The organism is Amycolatopsis sp. NPDC003861, from assembly GCF_053605405.1.
Genome location: NZ_JBSGJD010000081.1, coordinates 20,333 through 35,870, shown reverse-complemented (window position 1 = coordinate 35,870; position 15,538 = coordinate 20,333). Strand labels below are relative to the sequence as shown.

General features: G+C 71.9%; 13 protein-coding genes. 5 read left to right on the top strand and 8 right to left on the bottom strand.

The features are described 5' to 3' along the window. Window positions 1–324 precede the first annotated feature (324 nt). The gene (locus tag ACWEVN_RS21390; RefSeq protein ID WP_449682796.1) at window positions 325–675 is read right to left on the bottom strand and encodes a VOC family protein; all 351 of its coding nucleotides are present in this window, start codon (window positions 673–675) and stop codon (window positions 325–327) included. Window positions 676–797: 122 nt separating this feature from the next. Here ACWEVN_RS21390 and ACWEVN_RS21385 point away from each other — a divergent pair, with 122 nt between their 5' ends. Both ACWEVN_RS21385 and ACWEVN_RS21380 read left to right on the top strand, forming a co-directional pair. Continuing rightward, a complete protein-coding gene (locus tag ACWEVN_RS21385) occupies window positions 798–2,546 on the top strand; it encodes a proline--tRNA ligase (protein WP_452052429.1) in 1,749 nt (582 codons plus the stop codon). Between the two features lies 1 nt (window position 2,547). Beyond that, the gene (locus tag ACWEVN_RS21380; RefSeq protein ID WP_452052428.1) at window positions 2,548–3,366 is read left to right on the top strand and encodes a hypothetical protein; all 819 of its coding nucleotides are present in this window, start codon (window positions 2,548–2,550) and stop codon (window positions 3,364–3,366) included. Here the strand turns inward: ACWEVN_RS21380 and ACWEVN_RS21375 are convergent. Together ACWEVN_RS21375 and ACWEVN_RS21370 are read right to left on the bottom strand one after the other, a co-directional pair. Then, complete coding sequence (locus ACWEVN_RS21375; RefSeq protein ID WP_452052427.1) at window positions 3,363–7,313, bottom strand: NACHT domain-containing protein; 3,951 nt, start codon at window positions 7,311–7,313, stop codon at window positions 3,363–3,365. The genes ACWEVN_RS21380 and ACWEVN_RS21375 overlap by 4 nt on opposite strands. Beyond that, the gene (locus ACWEVN_RS21370; RefSeq protein ID WP_452052426.1) at window positions 7,310–7,780 is read right to left on the bottom strand and encodes a DUF4231 domain-containing protein; all 471 of its coding nucleotides are present in this window, start codon (window positions 7,778–7,780) and stop codon (window positions 7,310–7,312) included. Before ACWEVN_RS21370 ends, ACWEVN_RS21375 begins: the two co-directional genes overlap by 4 nt. Window positions 7,781–7,856: 76 nt before the next feature. Here ACWEVN_RS21370 and ACWEVN_RS21365 point away from each other — a divergent pair, with 76 nt between their 5' ends. Then, window positions 7,857–8,531, top strand: a complete 675-nt coding sequence (locus tag ACWEVN_RS21365) for a hypothetical protein (protein WP_452052425.1) — start codon at window positions 7,857–7,859, stop codon at window positions 8,529–8,531. Here the strand turns inward: ACWEVN_RS21365 and ACWEVN_RS21360 are convergent. Further along, window positions 8,509–10,572 carry a bifunctional lysylphosphatidylglycerol flippase/synthetase MprF gene (locus tag ACWEVN_RS21360; RefSeq protein ID WP_452052424.1) on the bottom strand — a complete coding sequence of 688 codons (2,064 nt, stop codon included), beginning with the start codon at window positions 10,570–10,572 and terminating at the stop codon, window positions 8,509–8,511. The genes ACWEVN_RS21365 and ACWEVN_RS21360 overlap by 23 nt on opposite strands. Window positions 10,573–10,746: 174 nt before the next feature. Further along, window positions 10,747–11,442 (bottom strand): HAD family hydrolase, encoded by a 696-nt coding sequence (locus ACWEVN_RS21355; protein ID WP_452052423.1) that lies wholly within the window; start codon window positions 11,440–11,442, stop codon window positions 10,747–10,749. A gap of 159 nt (window positions 11,443–11,601) precedes the next feature. Between ACWEVN_RS21355 and ACWEVN_RS21350 the strand changes: the two genes are divergently transcribed. Further along, window positions 11,602–12,603, top strand: a complete 1,002-nt coding sequence (locus ACWEVN_RS21350; protein WP_452052422.1) for an ABC transporter permease — start codon at window positions 11,602–11,604, stop codon at window positions 12,601–12,603. Here the strand turns inward: ACWEVN_RS21350 and ACWEVN_RS21345 are convergent. Further along, window positions 12,541–12,951, bottom strand: a complete 411-nt coding sequence (locus ACWEVN_RS21345; protein ID WP_449682804.1) for a secondary thiamine-phosphate synthase enzyme YjbQ — start codon at window positions 12,949–12,951, stop codon at window positions 12,541–12,543. The genes ACWEVN_RS21350 and ACWEVN_RS21345 overlap by 63 nt on opposite strands. A gap of 10 nt (window positions 12,952–12,961) precedes the next feature. After that, window positions 12,962–14,173 carry an MFS transporter gene (locus tag ACWEVN_RS21340; protein WP_452052421.1) on the bottom strand — a complete coding sequence of 404 codons (1,212 nt, stop codon included), beginning with the start codon at window positions 14,171–14,173 and terminating at the stop codon, window positions 12,962–12,964. Between the two features lie 72 nt (window positions 14,174–14,245). Here ACWEVN_RS21340 and ACWEVN_RS21335 point away from each other — a divergent pair, with 72 nt between their 5' ends. Then, the gene (locus tag ACWEVN_RS21335; protein ID WP_452052420.1) at window positions 14,246–14,905 is read left to right on the top strand and encodes a TetR/AcrR family transcriptional regulator; all 660 of its coding nucleotides are present in this window, start codon (window positions 14,246–14,248) and stop codon (window positions 14,903–14,905) included. Here ACWEVN_RS21335 and ACWEVN_RS21330 read toward each other — a convergent pair. After that, the gene (locus ACWEVN_RS21330; protein WP_449682807.1) at window positions 14,890–15,534 is read right to left on the bottom strand and encodes a response regulator transcription factor; all 645 of its coding nucleotides are present in this window, start codon (window positions 15,532–15,534) and stop codon (window positions 14,890–14,892) included. The genes ACWEVN_RS21335 and ACWEVN_RS21330 overlap by 16 nt on opposite strands. Window positions 15,535–15,538 lie beyond the last annotated feature (4 nt).

Below are 15,538 nucleotides of genomic sequence, written 5' to 3'. Positions count from 1 at the left end.
GTGCGCGGGTCGCTTCGGGCCGGGTTGGGTGGGTGTGGCAGCCGGCGGCTGGCGGCTGGCGGGGGTGCGGTGGGCGCGGTGCGCGGGCTGGTCGCTTCGGGCCGGGCTGGTTCGGTGCGGCAGCCGTCGGCCGCGCCGCTGCGGGATTGGCTGGGCAGCGTCGGTCGGCGTGGGCTCGGAACGCGGGCCGGTCGCTTCGGGTCGGGCTGGTTAGGTGCGGCAGCCGTCGGCCGCGTCGGCGCGGGGTCGGCCAGGCAGCGTCGGCCGGTGTGGGCTCGGTGAGCGGGCCGGTCGGTTCGACGCAGCCCGCCCTCCCGGCCGAGCTCAGTGCGCGCCCGCCGATACGCAGAACTCGTTGCCCTCCGGGTCCACCAGGACCGTCCAGGCCAGGCCCGGGACCTCGTGCTCCGCCACCTCCTTCGCGCCCAGCCCCACCAGCCGGGCCACCTCGGCCTTGCGGTCCTCGCAGCCGAAGTCCACGTGGACGCGGTTCTTGCCCGCTCTCGGCTCCGGGACTCGCTGCAGCCCCACCGTCAGGCCGCCCTCCGGTGGGGCCAGCATCAAGAAGTCGCCGTGGTCCTGGGCCACCTTCGTGCCCAGCGCCGCCGTCCAGAACTCCGCCAGGCTCTTCGGGTCGGCGCAGTCGATCGTGATCATGCCCATTTGCATCGCCATGCCCCGAAGCTAGCGGCCACCACCGACAAAACCGGCCGCCGAGTAACCCGTTGGAGTCACGGCGGGGGGATTGACTACCCTGAGCGGGACTTTCACACCCGCCCGGCGCAGGGAGCCCCGCAGTGATCACCAGGACTTCGTCGTTGTTCCTTCGCACGTTGCGCGAGGATCCGGCGGACGCCGAGGTACCGAGCCACCGGCTCCTGGTACGTGCCGGCTATGTCCGCCGGGTCGCTCCGGGCGGGTACTCCTGGCTGCCGCTCGGCCTGCGGGTGCTGCGCCGCATCGAGGCCGTCGTGCGCGAGGAGATGAACGCCATCGGCGCGCAGGAGATCCAGTTCCCCGCGCTGCTGCCGAAGGAGCCCTACGAGGCCACCGGCCGCTGGACCGAGTACGGCGACGGCCTCTTCCGCCTCAAGGACCGCAAAGGCGCCGACTACCTCCTCGGCCCGACGCACGAGGAGCTCTTCGCCCTCACCGTCAAGGGCGAGTACAGCTCGTACCGCGACTACCCGGTCACGCTCTACCAGATCCAGACCAAGTACCGCGACGAAGCGCGCCCCCGGGCCGGCATCCTGCGCGGCCGCGAGTTCGTCATGAAGGACTCCTACTCCTTCGACCTCGACGACGACGGCCTCGCGCGCTCCTACCAGGCCCACCGGGACGCCTACACGAAGCTGTTCGACCGGCTGGGCCTCGAATACGTCGTCGTGAAGGCGACGTCGGGGGCCATGGGCGGCTCGGCGTCCGAGGAGTTCCTCGCGGTCGCCGAGACGGGCGAGGACACCTACGTCCGCAGCACCGAGTCCGGCTACGCGGCGAACGTCGAAGCCGTCGTCACGCCGGTGCCCGCCGCGCAGCCGATCGAGGGCCGGCCCGAGGCGCAGGTGCACCACACGCCGAACACGCCGACCATCGAGACGCTCGTCGACTTCCTCAACAACGCGGGCCTGGGCCGCACGTTCACCGCCGCGGACACGCTGAAGAACGTCATGCTCAAGACGCGTCAGCCGGGCTCGGCCGAGTGGCAGCTCGTCTGCGTCGCCGTCCCGGGCGACCGCGAAGTGGACATGAAGCGCCTCGAAGCGTCGCTGGAGCCGGCCGAGGTCGCGCTGCTCGACGAGGCCGACTTCGCGAAGAACCCGTTCCTCGTCAAGGGCTACATCGGCCCGAAGGCGCTGCAGGACAACGGCGTGCGCTACCTCGCCGACCCGCGGATCGTCCCCGGCACCGCCTGGGTCACCGGGGCCGACAAGGTCGACCACCACGTCGTCGACCTGCTCGCCGGGCGCGACTTCACCCCGGACGGCACCATCGAGGCCGCCGAGGTCCGCGAGGGCGACGCGTCGCCGGACGGGCACGGCACCCTGGTCGCCGCGCGCGGCATCGAGATCGGGCACATCTTCCAGCTGGGCCGCAAGTACACCGACGCCTTCGAGGTCGACGCGCTCGGCCCCGACTCGAAGCCGATCCGGGTCACCATGGGGTCCTACGGCGTCGGCGTCTCGCGGCTGGTCGGCGTGCTCGCCGAGCAGAACCACGACGACCTCGGCCTGATCTGGCCGCGCGTGGTCTCGCCGTTCGACGTGCACATCGTCATCGCGGGCAAGGACGAGGCGGTCGCGGCCGGCGCCGAGAAGATCGCCGCCGAGCTGGACGCGGCCGGCGTCGAGGTCATCCTCGACGACCGCAAGGCCACCCCGGGCGTCAAGTTCGCCGACGCCGAGCTGGTCGGTGTCCCGACCATCCTGGTCGTCGGGCGCGGCCTGGCCAACGGCGTCGTCGAGGTCAAGGACCGGCGTTCCGGCGAGCGCGAGGAGATCGCGGTCGACGCCGTCGTCGAGCACCTGGTCAAGCTCGTCCGGAGCTGAGATGAACCGGCGCTCCGACGATGAGACGCCGGGGTACGAGGACAACGCGGCGCTCCGCGGGTTCGGCGGTTACGAACCCGCGGACGCCCCGCGCGCGCAGCCGAAGCGGATCCGGCCGAAGCTGAAACCGCTGAAGTGGCGGCGGGCGCCGTGGTTCGGCCTGGTGTTCATCGCCCTGGTCGCCGGCGTGCTGAACGCGCTGGGCGTCGGCAAACCGCACCCGGCCTCGTCCTCGCCGTCACCCGCGCCGCTGGTGGTGACACCCTCGCCGCGTGCGGTGGTGCCGGCGGCGGTCGAGGGCTGGCAGTCCGTGGCCGGTCGCGACGGCGCGTACGCCTACGACGTTCCGCCGAGCTGGCAGCCGGCGCCCGACACCCAGCACGGCTGGGCCGGGATCAGGCTGATCACCAGCGCGTTCCCCGGCAAGTGCGGCGGGGGCGCCGGCCTCACCACGGAGCCGCTGGCCGACCTCGATGCGGCAGCCCGCAAGGCGGCGACGGACCTGGCGAACGGCGCGTATGGTGCGGTGCCGGAGATCGGGCCCGGCGCGGACGCGCAGGTTCCCCGGGCCGACGGCACGGCGGTTCCCGCCCGGGTGCTGGTCGCTTCGGTGACCCCGGCGCAGACGGGGGAGTGCGTCGTCCCGCACGCGCAGCTGGCGGTGCTGGCGTTCGGTGGGGATTCGGGGACGTCCGGCGTGCTGGTGGCGTACGGGGAATCGGCGCCCGACGACCTGGTGCGGATCGTGCGGAGCTACCGGTTCGTCCCGGCGGCGGACCGGGCGACGACGACCCCGCCGCCGACGACGACCGTCCGCTAGAGCGGCCGGCTTTCGTACGCCTCGAGGTCCCCGACGATCCAGCCGTGCGTGAATTCGTCTTCCGCGGCGGTCGCGCCGACCACCGAGCGGACGAAGAAGTCCTCCTGGGTCACGTCGAGGTCGTCGTCGAGCATGGCGATCGAGTCCGGCCAGGCGTCGGGGACGTGCTCGGTGAGGATCTGCAACGGGGCGTTGCGGAGGTCGGCGTCGACGCTGGAGCCGGCGATCTCCAGGTCGATCTCGCGGGGGAGTTTCTCGACGACGTCGAGGGCGTCGTCGTCCAGGGCGATGCAGTTGGCCAGGTCGACGTGCTCGAGGGCGTTGAGCGGGGTCAGTTCGCCGATGTCGGTGAGGGAAGAGCAGCCGTTCAGGGCGATGCTGCGCAGGCCGGTCATGGTGCCGATGCCGTGGAGGCTTTCGAGTTCGGAGTCCGGGGCGTCGAGGACTTCGAGGTTGGTGCAGCCGGCGAAGATGCCGAGGTCGGTCAGTGGCCACTCGGGGATGCGGAGCCAGCGCAGCGCGGGCAAGGACAGCTGAACGGTCTCGCTGTTCGACGGCCGGAAGTTTTCGATCTCCAGGATTTCGAGTTCGTCGAGCGAGCTGAGCGCGGCGAGGTTGGTGAGCTCGACCTCTCCTACGGCGCTGATGCGCAGGTCGGTCAGGTTGGGGGTGGCCAGGAAGAAGGCGCAGTCCAGCAGCAAGGGATCGATCGGATTCCAGAACTGCAGGTCGAGGGTCGTGATGCTCTCGTTGCGCGGCAGTGAGCTCAGGTCGGTCGGCTCATCGAACAAGATGTCCGCGAAGAGGGTTTGCAGACCGGGCAGGCCCAGAAGATCGGCGAAGTCGGCGACGTAGATGTCGGATTCGATGCTCACCCCGGTCAGCCGTACCGTCGCGTCCAGCCCGTCGGCCATCCACTGCATATCCGGGGAAATCACGTGCACCAGGTAGTCCCGCCCGAGCTGTCCTGTGAACGGAATCCGGGTGGTGTCGAGCAGGTGCACCGCGGTCGGGGCGTGCAGCTCGGTCAGCACCTGCGCCGCGTACTCCGCGGGCGGGAAAAAGGACCACGCCTCGATCAGGCTCTGGGCGAGTGACCGCCGGAGCGTCGCCGGAAGATCGATCAGGACGCCGAGCGCGCGGGTGGTGCCGATCCGGCCCAGCGCCTCGACGCACCGCTCGAGGGCGAGGTCGTCGGCATCGAGCAGGAATCGCTCGATCAGGCCGACACTCGTGTCCCCGCCGGCGACGAGCTTCAGCATCGCGTCGCTGTTGAGCGGCGGGACCAGCGACTCGAGGTACGACTCCAGCCTGCGGGTCACGCTCTCGTCCACCCGCAGGCACGCGTCGACGCAGTTCATCACCAGGCTGTAGGCGTACTCCTGGTCCCCGCCCGAGGCGGTTTCCGCGCGCGAGAGCAGGTTCCCGAGCAAGCCGGCCGCTTCGCCGGGGCGGGCCATCCCGACCGCCAGGGCGATGACTCCACCGTAGGACGGGTCGCCGGACCACTTCAGCAGCGCGCCGAAGTCCCCTTGGTCGCTCATCCAGCGCGCCCCGAGGAACTCCAGGAAGGTCCGGTGGGCGAAGTCGACGACGTCCGTCGCGGGTTCGCGCAGGATGGACCGCTCGACGAGGTCCTGCAGCGCCGCTTCGGCGGTGATGGTGTCCTGGCGGAGCGCCCGGAGCGTCTGCCGGACGTGGCTGAGGGCCTTCTCCTTCGCGATCTCCGACTGGTCGTTGCGGATCAGCCACTGGGCCAGGTCTTCGAGCAGGGCCAGCCGTTCCTCGGGGTCGAGTGGCGAGCCCGCGATACTGCGTTCGGTGTCCCGCCGCCCGGCCAGCATGACGAGCGCCGTTTCGTACAGCTCGAGACGTCGGCGCGGGAGGCTGCTGACGCCCTTTCTCGCGTACGCCAGCGCACACAGCGCCGCGCAGAGCAAGGGTGTGCGGGCCAGGTCGAGCAGGGCCGGACTGGTCAGGATGTGCTCGGCGACGAGCTTTCCTTTGGCGCGGTGGCTTTCCTGCTGTTCCTTCGGCAGGGTGGTGCTCGTCGACAGGTGCCAGTGCCGCACCAGGGCCGAAATCTGGTCCGGCCCCATCGGTTCGAGCTGGGCCATGCTGTACCGCCCCAGCCGGAAACCCGGGTGCCGGAGCGCCGCCGGGCGTCCGCTGATGATGAACACGTTCTCGGGGAAGGCACTCAGCAGTTCGTCGAGCCAGTTCTGCACCGCCGGGCGGCGGGAGACCGGCAGCTCGTCGAGGCCGTCGATCAGCACGATCGCCCGGCCACTGGCCAGCAGGGCCGTGCACCAGCGGGACGGCTTCCGGGCGCTGAGGCTCGGCGCCAGCTCGTCGGTGAGCGACTCGACGTCCGGCAGTGGCTGCTCCACGTAGCGGCGGAGCCACACCATGAGCGGGATCCGGCCTTTCCAGTGCTCCAGCTTCGGCGGCAGCTGGTCGCGAGCGGCGGTCACGGCGATCCACTGCAGCAACGTCGTCTTGCCCGAGCCGGCCTCGCCGATCAGCACCTGGCGCGTGGCCGACGCGAGGACGTTGACCACGTCGTTGCGGCGGCCGCCCGACCACGTGCGGTCGTCGTCCCACTGGCCGCTCGCCGCCGACAACGCCACGAACGCCGGGGTCAGGGCGTACCGCTCCACCGAACGGGCCAGGTCGATGCCGAGGATTTCCAGGTGGTCGAGGCGGTTGCTGATCGCGCGCAGGTAGTCCGTCGTGTAGGCGGCGGCCGAGAGCTGGTCGGCTTCCGTCTCGTCGCGGGCCCGCTGCCGCCGGGGAACGCTGCTGAGAGCCGTTTCCAGCGCCTTCGGCAGGTCCGTCTCACGCTCGAGCGCCCCGGACAACGCTTCGCGGCGCAGGTCCGGGACGCCCAGGTACGCCCCGACCAGGAACGCCGTGACGTCGGACAGGAAGTAGCCCTCGGCCGGGGTGCTCGCGTCGCCGAGGAGTGGCCGGAGGGTCGCCGCTTCGACCGCGTGGGACCTGGCGACCAGCCGGAGGCGGGACGTCACCTGCCGGAAGAACCCGGCATCGTCGATCCCGTAGGCGTCGGCGGCTCGTTCGAGGTGCTCCAGCAGCACCTCCTCGAGGTCCTCCAGGAGCCGCTGTGCCTTCCGCTTCTCCTTCCGATCCCGGCCCAGCGCGAGGACTTCCTCGCGAGAATCCCACCGGTGGAGCCGGAGCAGGGCCGACAGCAGGGCATCGGCGACGTGCTCCGGGGAGTACGTCGTCCGGTCGATCGCGTCGAGCAGCGCGAACGCGAACTCGGCCGCGTGACCCGCGGCGGCCTCCTGCCAGCCGGCCCGATCCGACTCCGCCTTGCCCGACAACAGGTCGCTGATCCCGCGGATGACCCCGACCGCCACCCCGGACCGGGCCGACGCCGCTTTGACGAACCCCAGCCCCTCCTGTTCCGTCGCCACCACCTGGCTGTAGTGGCGTTTGATGACCTCCGCGGTGGGGGCCGAGGCGTCCGCGACCACCTTGCCGCCCGCGGCGATCGGCTCGACGACGACCGCGAAACCGGTCAGCTCGTGCCGCAGGTACCGGGCCGCCTGCACGAGCTCGTAGGACGCCGTGCCGACCTGGCCGCGCGGGACGAACGCGTCGAAGACTTCCTTGCCGTACTCGTAACCGTGCACTTCGGTGGCGAACACGACGTCGCCCAGCGAGACGTCCTTGACGCCGCCCGCCACGCCGACGAACAGCGCGACCTCGGGGGAGAAGTGCTGGAGCGCGCGTTCCGTCGAATAGCTCGCCTCTTCGTTGCCGCGGCCGATTTCCGCGACCGCCACCGTCCAGGCGCCGGAACTCCCGACGAGGTAACGGCTGCCCTGATCGTGCGTCTGCCAGGTTTGGCCCGCCAACCGGTCGGCGACCGCTGCGAACTCGACCGGCAGGGCGGTGAGGACGACCGCCGTCCGGGTCATTCCTTGGAATCCGTGCCGGAAGGTGCGCGCAGGCGGTCCCAGTTCCTGCTGTCGCGCTCGATGGCGCGGTTGAGCTCGCCGTAGATCCGCTCGACGTCCTGCTTCAGTTCCTCCGGCGAAAGGTCCTTGCTCGTGCAGTACCGCAGCTCGCGCGAAATGGACTCGAGGTCGCGGATGGTCTGCGTCCGCAGGATCCACAGTTCGCGGTGGGAGAAGAAGGCATCCGCCGCCGCGAGGACGGTGATCAGCGCGCCCAGCCCGAGCGCGATGTTGGCGAACAGATCGGCGTGGCCGTCGACGTTGCGCAGCCCGAGCAGGACGCTGATCGTCGCGGACAGCAGCACCGTCGACAGCCGCAGCCCGAACGCCTTCCGCTTGTCGCGCTTGCGGCGCTTCGAGTACCGCCGCAGCTGCTGGTCGAGTTCGGAGCGCAGGAAGGCCAGCTCGCCGTTGGGCTCTTCGGACACGACGTCGAATGTAGCACCGGCGCCGAGGGGGTTTTGCCGCTTCCGTTGAGCGCGGGAATTCGGCAGGCTGCGGGGCATGAGTGGGGATGCGGGCAGACGGCTGGGCCGGATCCGGGCCGTCGCGTTCGGGGTGCTGGCCGTCTCGGGGGTGCTGCTCCTTTTCGGACCGCTGCTGGCCAAGGCCTGGAGCTGGCTCGTCGAGCCGCGGGATCCGGACTGGTGGGGCGCCTCCGGCCAGTGGGTCGGCGGCATCGGCACGATCGCGGCCGTCGTGGTCGCGCTGTGGATCGCCATCCGCGACGGCCGGCTCGCGCGGGCCGACCGCCGGGAGCGGGACCTGCGCGAACGGCAGGAGCAGGCCGCGAAGGTCACCGCGTGGATCGAGTACGCCGGCGGCCAGGGCTTCATGGTCGTCTCCAACGCGAACGCCGAAGCGGTCAACCACGTCGTGGTCTCGTTCGACCTCGTGCACAACCTGCCGATGACCGGGTCGACCCTGCACCGCGGGCCGGAGATCGAGGACGACGAATACCTCTACGCCATCCTGCCGCCGGGGAAGTGGCGGATGCCGATCCGCGAGGAGTGGCAGCGCCCGGACATGACGCCCGGGGTGATGCTCGCCTTCACCGACTCGCGGAACGGCCACTGGCTCCGCCTGACCGATGGACGCCTGATCCCGAAGGACCAGAACGTCGTCACCCGGCGCAAGATCCGCTTCCCGCAGCGGATCAGCGTGCCCGAGAGCTACTGACCAGCTTCGCCAGCTGCCGCAGCCGGACGTCCGGCAGGTAGGCCCGGCTCAGCGCCAGCCCGATGCGCGGGAGGTCGGCCTCGTCGCGGAAAGCCAGGTACAGCGGGACGTGCCGCGGCTGGAACTTCGCCTTGAACGCGTGCAGGGAACGGAATCCGTAGTACGGCTCCATCACGCGGCCCAGCGACTCCAGGGCCCGGTCCACCGGCCGCGCCGCGAACCCGTCGCCGCTGCGGGCCAGCGGCGCACCCGACAGCGAGACGAACCGCGCGCCTTCGTCGCGGAAGGCCAGGCACGCCGAGGCGATGAGGAACTCCATCACCGGGCGGAAGCCGTGGGCACTGCGGCGCATGACGTCCAGCGTCCAGCCGCCGATCCGGCCCGCACCGGTGTGGACCGGCAGCCACGACGTCACGCCGTGGACCGTGCCCTCCGCGTCGACCGCCAGGCCGACCCGGGTCGCCGGGTCCATCGCCTCGTCGAGGCCGCCGAGGGTGAAGCCCATCTCCGGCATGGCCTTGCCGGACATCCACTCCTCCGACAGCGCCCGGACCTGGGCCAGGATCGGCTCGGGCTGGTCGGCCAGGCGGACCAGCCGGAACTCGATGTCCTGCTTGGCCGCCTTGTTCAGCGCCGAGCGGACGTCCTGCCACGCCTTGCCTCGGAACTCGAGGCCGTCGAGGTCGAGCACGTTGTCCTCGGCCACCTGGACGTGCTGCCAGCCCAGGTCGCGCGTCGCCGCGACGGTGGCTTCCGTCGCCGAGAACACGCACGGCACCAGCCCGGAGTTCTCGCACATCGCCGCGAATTCGGTGACCGTGGCGGCCGCCGTGCCGTCCGGCGCGATCGGGTCGCCCAGCGCCACCGCGACCCCCGCGTGGCGGCGGTAGGCGAGGTAGGACAGGCCGTCCTCGCGGACGAAGTAGGTGTTGCGCGGCCAGGTCGTCATCCACGACAGCGTGCTGCCGCCGTGGCGCCCCAGCAGGTTGCGGGCCAGTGCCGGCCCCGGGCCCTGCGCGTGCCGCCGCAGCCGGCGCCGCGAAGGCACCCGGAAGGCGTGGCGGGCCGCGATCAGGACGGCCAGCTCGACCGTCCACAAGAGATTGTCCACGAAGAACAGCGGCAGGCCCGTGACGTCGTAGTCGCTGCCGAAGATGTCGGCCACTCCGAGCAGCGTCGCGACGGCCAGCCCCTGCACCGTGACGAACGCCGACAGCCCCACCGCCCAGCGCCACGCGACGCGGCTGCCCTTGCGCAGCCCGTTGAGCATCGGCACCACCACCAGCACCAGGATGCCGAGCTCCGGCGCCGACAGCGAAACGCCGTCGTCGGACCCGAACGGGCCGTCGCCGGGCACCAGGAACATCACGATCTCGGCGATGGTGAGCAGCAGCAGGCCGGCCACGGCCAGCACCCGCCACTCCCGCAGGTTCGGGGCCGCCTGGGCGCCGATCCGGCGGGTGCCGACCAGGCGCTTGCCGAGCGGAAGGGCCAGCAGCAGCGCGAAGAAGTGCACGAGGTCGGCCAGCGTGCCGACGTAGACGATCGCGACCCCGGCGTACACGCACAGCCCGGCCCGCAGCCGCAGCGCCCACGGCGGCCGCAGCGTCGCGCTGGCGATGGCCACCGCGGCGAGCGCGCCGCCGGAGAAGCCGACGTCGAGGCTGCCCGCGACCCGCTCGGCCCACAGCCAGCCGGAGTTGCGGGACAGCGCGAGGAACTGGGTCGCGGCGAGCACCGCGACGAGCTGGCCGCCGATGGTCACCGCCATCGCGCGCCGCGTCCCCAGCTTCCACTCGGCGAAGCCGGCGAAGAGCGCGAAGCTGCCGACCATCGGGAGGTAATACCAAGGGATGACGGCGAAGAACGGCCCGGTGAGCATCGTCCACCACCGGCCCGCCTCCAGCGACGGCAGCCCGTAGGCGACGAACGGGTAGACCGCGCGGTCTTCGGCGGCGTTCCACAACGCCCCGGTCGCGACGGCCAGCACCAGCATCGCGAGCGTGACACCGCTGGTGAACGGCAGTCGCTGTCTCAACACCGCAACCGTGCTCCGGATGCGGCCCCCTCCGGCGGTTCCGGCCGCCGCCCCTGCGTCAGTCATGGGGAGAAGTCTGTCGAGTTCCCGCCACCGCCAACATCGGGCAAGGGAACGAGATTTCCCCTAGGGGTGTCGTCCTTTCGGCTGAGGGATGTCCCCCTCTGCAGGACGACGTCAGCCGAGGACGGCGCGCCGGACCGCGTCGGTGTCGGTCAGGTCGGGCAGCACCGTGTGGGCGCCCTCGGCCTGCAGTTCTTCGGCGGAGTAGTGCCCGGTGGCCACCGCGACGGAGACCGCGCCGTTGGCCACCGCGGCCCGGACGTCGTTCGGCGTGTCGCCGATGACGACCACCGCGCCGGCGTCGAATTCCGTGCCGTGCTTGGCCGCCGCCAGCGCCATCGCGTGCGGGACCAGGTCCGGGCGGTGCACCGAGAGCGTGCCGTAGCCGCCGATCTCGAGGTCGAGGTGCTCGTCCAGGCCGAACGGGGCGAGCTTGTGCCGGGAGATCTCCGGCAGGTTGCCGGTGACGAGCGTCTGGACGACGTCGCCGCCGGCGGCGAACGCGGTCAGCGCCTCGGCCGCGCCGGGCAGCGCGCGGGCCGTTTCCGCGAAGGTGTGCCGGTGGCGTTCGGACTCCGCCACCAGGGCCTTGAACAGCGCCTGGATCGTCTCCTCCGCGGCCTCGAAGCCGTTCGCGGTGAGCAGGTCGGTCGTCGTCGCCCGTTCCGTGCGGCCGCCGAACACCGGGTGCACGCGCAGGGTCGCGCCGGTCGCCGCGGTGAACGCGGTCCCGTACCAGGCCGCGCCCAGTTCGGAGAAGTCCACGAGCGTGTGGTCGATGTCCCAGAGCACCAGCCGCTTCTTCTCCATCCATGCCCCCGCCGCCACCCTCAACGGAGGCGCTTCGCGCCCATTCTTTCCCATGGGTCCGAGGCTACCGGGACCGCTATTCAACGCGCGTTGACTTTCGGGTGGCGAGGTCGTACCTTGAGGCGTAATTCAACGAGTGACGAATAAGTGGAGGCAGTGATGACCCGTCCCGCAGGGGCGCTCGCCCTGGTCGCCGCCCTGGCCGGCGCGCTGGTGGCGGTGGTGCTCGGATTCCTCACCTTCGGCGCGCAGGCCACCGTCGCGCCCGACGGCGTCCCGGTCGCCGTCGCCGCACCGCCGGAGATCGCGCAGCGCATCGCCGCCCACGGCGGCGGCCAGCTCGCCTGGACCGTCGCGACCCCGGCCGAAGCGCGGCAGCTGCTGGAGGACAAGAAGGTCTACGGCGTGCTCGAGCTCGGGCCGGGACCGTCCGCGACCGTCGTGACGTCGGGCGCGGTCAACCCGGCCGGCACCCAGGTCGCGCAGCAGGCGCTGACCGGCGCCGCGACCGCGCTGGCCGGCCCGCCGAAGCAGGAGGTCCTGCACCCGGCCGGGCTCGCGGGCCGGGTCGCGCCGCTGGCCGCGAGCGCGCTGGCGTGGATCGGCGCGCTCATCGCGGGTCTCGCGCTGACGCAGCTCGCGAAGCGGACCGGCCGGAGCGTCGGGGCCGGCGCCCGGGTCCTCCAGGTCGTCGGCGCGGGTGTGCTGATCACGGCGGTCGTGGCCGGGTTCTTCGCGCTGTGGGACGCGACGCTGCCGCTGACCGCGGGCGTCCTCGGCTTCGTCTTCCTGGCCGCGACGGCGTTCGCGGCCCTGCAGGCCGGGCTGCTGCGCCTGCTGGGCCTGCGCGCGATGGCCGTCCTCGCGCCGCTGTACCTGGTCGCGCCCGCGGTGGCCGGGCAGGTGCCGGAGCTGCTGAACCCGGCCTACCGTGCGCTGCTGTGGTCGTGGACGCCGTTCCGGTTCTCCACCGAAGGCCTGCGCAGCCTGCTGCAGGGCGTCCCGGGCGCGCCCGACGTGACGACCGCGCTGTGGGTGCTCGGTGCCCTGCTGGCCGCGGGCCTGCTGGTGACGCTGTGGCCGGCCCGCTCCGCCCGCTCAGCCGGCGAGGAGGCTGAACCGCACCTTGCGGACGGGGTTGTCGAGGTTGGTGTCCACTAGGCAGATCGACTGCCAGGTGCCCAGCGCGAGGACCCCGCCGAGCACCGGGATCGTCGCGTAGGGCGGCACCAGCGCCGGGAGCACGTGGTCACGGCCGTGACCCGGGCTCCCGTGCCGGTGCCGCCAGCGGCCGTCGCGGGGCAGCAGCTCGTCGAGCGCGGCCAGCAGGTCCTCGTCGCTGCCGGCGCCGGTTTCCAGGACGGCCAGCCCGGCGGTGGCGTGCGGGACCCAGACGTGCAGCAGCCCGTCGGTCGCGTCGGCGTCGCGCAGGAACGCCTCGGCTTCGTGGGTGAGGTCGTGGACGACGGCTTCGGCGCCGGTGCGGACCTCGATCTCGGTGGAATACATGCGGCCCAGCCTAGGGAGCGACGGGCTCCTTCGCGGGGTGGCCGGTGCGGGTGAACGCGAACGCCGTCAGGGCCGCCAGGAGCACCGCGCCGGCGAGGTAGGGGACGACCGGGTCGATCTCGTACAGGCCGGTGCCCAGCAGCGGCCCGCCCATGAACGCCAGCGCGCTGCTCGACCCCATCAGCCCGGCGACCGCGCCCTGCTCCTCCCGGGTGGCCAGCAGGGTCGGCGCCGACATGAACCCCGGCGTCGCGAACCCCATCCCCGCACCGAGCACGCCCACGCCGGCGCCGAGCAGGAGCCCGTCCGAGCCGGTGGCCACCACGAGCATCCCGGCGGTCATGACGACCGCACCCACCCGGATCAGCCGCAGCGGCGTCCAGTCCAGCCGCGGGACGGCGAGCACCTGGACCAGGATGATCATCCCCGCCCCGGCCAGCATGACCAGGCTCGTCACCCGCCCGGTGTCCTGCGCGGCCAGGTGCAGGCGGTCCTGCACCAGGAAGCCGATGGTCATCAGGACGATCGCCAGCGCGAGGTAGAGGCCGAAGCCGAGGGTCAGGAACGGCCACAGGCGCTTGTCGAACGGGCTGACCTTCACCGTCTCCGGGCGCGTGACGCGCTTCGGGGGCTTCGGCAGCGCGAAGGTGATCACGACGGCGATCGCGGCGAGGACGACCGGCGCGGCGTAGACCGGGACGAGCAGGTTCCCGGTGAGGCTCAGCAGCCCGCCCAGCGCGGGCCCGACGGCGAGCGCGAGGCCCTGGGCCGCACCGAAGACCGCCATGCCTCGCACCCGGGCGGCCGGGCCGTCGGTGACGTCGGCGATGTAGGACTGCGCTGTCACCGGCGTCGCGGCCCAGGCCAGCCCGAACGCGACGCCGCGGGTGAGCAGGACGGCCGTGAACAGCACCGGCACGGCGAGCGCCTTCGCCAGGCCGAGCTGGGCGACGAAGGCGAAGCCGAGCAGGCTCGCCATCGCGCCCAGCAGCGAAAGCAGCAGGACCGGCCGGTGTCCCCAGCGCGCGGTCCGGCGGCCCCAGAACGGGCTGGCCAACACGACACCGGCCCCGCCGATCGCCCACACCGAGCCGAGCGCGAACTCGCTGAACCCGAATTCGCGGGCCAGCGGCGGCAGGAGCGGGTTGAGCATCTGCTGGCCGGCCATCAGGCCGAAGACCGCCAGGCACACCACCAGCACGGGTCGTCTTTCCGTGGTCATGATCGTTCCCCAGTTCCGTCCGATGACTTTTCGAACATGTTCCGAAAGTAGCACGGCGGGCATGATGGGGGAATGCCACGACCCGCCGGCCGCATGGGACGGCCGCCGACGACGTCCCGCGAGCAGATCCTCGAAGCGGCGCGGGTGATCCTCGACCGCGACGGCGGGGAGAAGCTGACGATCCGCCGGCTCGCCGCGGAGCTCGGCGTCGGCGCGACGACGCTGTACCACCACGTGCGCGACAAGGACGACCTGCTGATCAAGCTGCTCGAGCACTACGCCGGCCGGCTGCCGCGGCCGGCCCTGCCGGACGACCCGCGCGACCGCATCGTCGCCGCGGCGACCGTGATGCACGACGCGCTGGCCGCCTGGCCGCAGGTCGTGGAGGTGCTGACGGCCGACGACCTGCTGGGCGAGCCGGCGCTGTGGATGGTCGAGGGCATCGTCGGTGGGGCGCTCGGCTGCGGCTGCGCGCCGGAGCGGGCCGTCGAGCTGTACCGGAACATCTGGTACTACACGGTGGGCGAGATCCTCGTCCGCGCTCGCGCCGGCCGGCGGGCCGCCGAGGGCCGGCCTCGCTACCGCGATGCGGTGTTCGCGAACCTCGACGAGGCCCGGTTCCCCGGCCTGGCCGGCATCGGGGAACGCTGGCCGGAGCTGGCCGCGCGCGACACCTACCGGGCCGGGCTGCGCGCCTTTGTCGACGGGCTGCTCGCTCAGGAATCCAAGTAGCGCAACACCGCGAGCACCCGGCGGTTGTCCCCTTCGGACGGTGGCAGGCCGAGCTTGCCGAAGATCGACGTCACGTACTTCTCCACCGAACCGGGGGAGAGGAACAGCTCCGCCGCGATCGCGGAGTTCGACCGGCCTTCCGCCATCAGGCCCAGCACCTCGCGTTCGCGCGGGGTGAGGCCGCCGAGCGCGTCGGTCTGGCGCGTCGCCGAGAACAGCTGGCTGACGACCTCGGGGTCGAGGACCGTTTCGCCGTCCGCGACCCGGCGCAGCGCATCGAGGAAGTCCGACACCTCCGCGACGCGATCCTTGAGCAGGTAGCCGACGCCGCCCGCGCGGTCGGCCAGCAGCTGGGCCGCGTACTTCGTCTCGACGTACTGGGAGAACAGCAGGATCGCGCAGCCGGGGAACTCGCGGCGCAGCGCGATCGCCGCCCGCAGGCCCTCGTCGGTGTGCGTCGGCGGCATCCTGATGTCCACAATGGATACGTCGGGAGTGTGGCCGTTGACCGCTTCGCGCAGGGCTTCGGCGTCCTTCACCGCGGCGACGACCTCGTGGCCGCGGAAGGTGAGCAGCTCGACGAGACCCTGGCGCAGGATGGTGGAGTCCTCCGCGATGACGATCCGCATGCCG

What these genes read in the sequence shown, in the direction of transcription:
- ACWEVN_RS21355 (WP_452052423.1), bottom strand. Translation starts at nt 11,442, where the DNA reads ATGGAGAAGAAGCGGCTGGTGCTCTGGGACATCGACCACACGCTCGTG.
- ACWEVN_RS21365 (WP_452052425.1), top strand. Translation starts at nt 7,857, where the DNA reads ATGAGTGGGGATGCGGGCAGACGGCTGGGCCGGATCCGGGCCGTCGCG.
- ACWEVN_RS21345 (WP_449682804.1), bottom strand. Translation starts at nt 12,951, where the DNA reads ATGTATTCCACCGAGATCGAGGTCCGCACCGGCGCCGAAGCCGTCGTC.
- ACWEVN_RS21390 (WP_449682796.1), bottom strand. Translation starts at nt 675, where the DNA reads ATGGCGATGCAAATGGGCATGATCACGATCGACTGCGCCGACCCGAAG.
- ACWEVN_RS21380 (WP_452052428.1), top strand. Translation starts at nt 2,548, where the DNA reads ATGAACCGGCGCTCCGACGATGAGACGCCGGGGTACGAGGACAACGCG.
- ACWEVN_RS21340 (WP_452052421.1), bottom strand. Translation starts at nt 14,173, where the DNA reads ATGACCACGGAAAGACGACCCGTGCTGGTGGTGTGCCTGGCGGTCTTC.
- ACWEVN_RS21330 (WP_449682807.1), bottom strand. Translation starts at nt 15,534, where the DNA reads ATGCGGATCGTCATCGCGGAGGACTCCACCATCCTGCGCCAGGGTCTC.
- ACWEVN_RS21335 (WP_452052420.1), top strand. Translation starts at nt 14,246, where the DNA reads ATGCCACGACCCGCCGGCCGCATGGGACGGCCGCCGACGACGTCCCGC.
- ACWEVN_RS21375 (WP_452052427.1), bottom strand. Translation starts at nt 7,313, where the DNA reads ATGACCCGGACGGCGGTCGTCCTCACCGCCCTGCCGGTCGAGTTCGCA.
- ACWEVN_RS21350 (WP_452052422.1), top strand. Translation starts at nt 11,602, where the DNA reads ATGACCCGTCCCGCAGGGGCGCTCGCCCTGGTCGCCGCCCTGGCCGGC.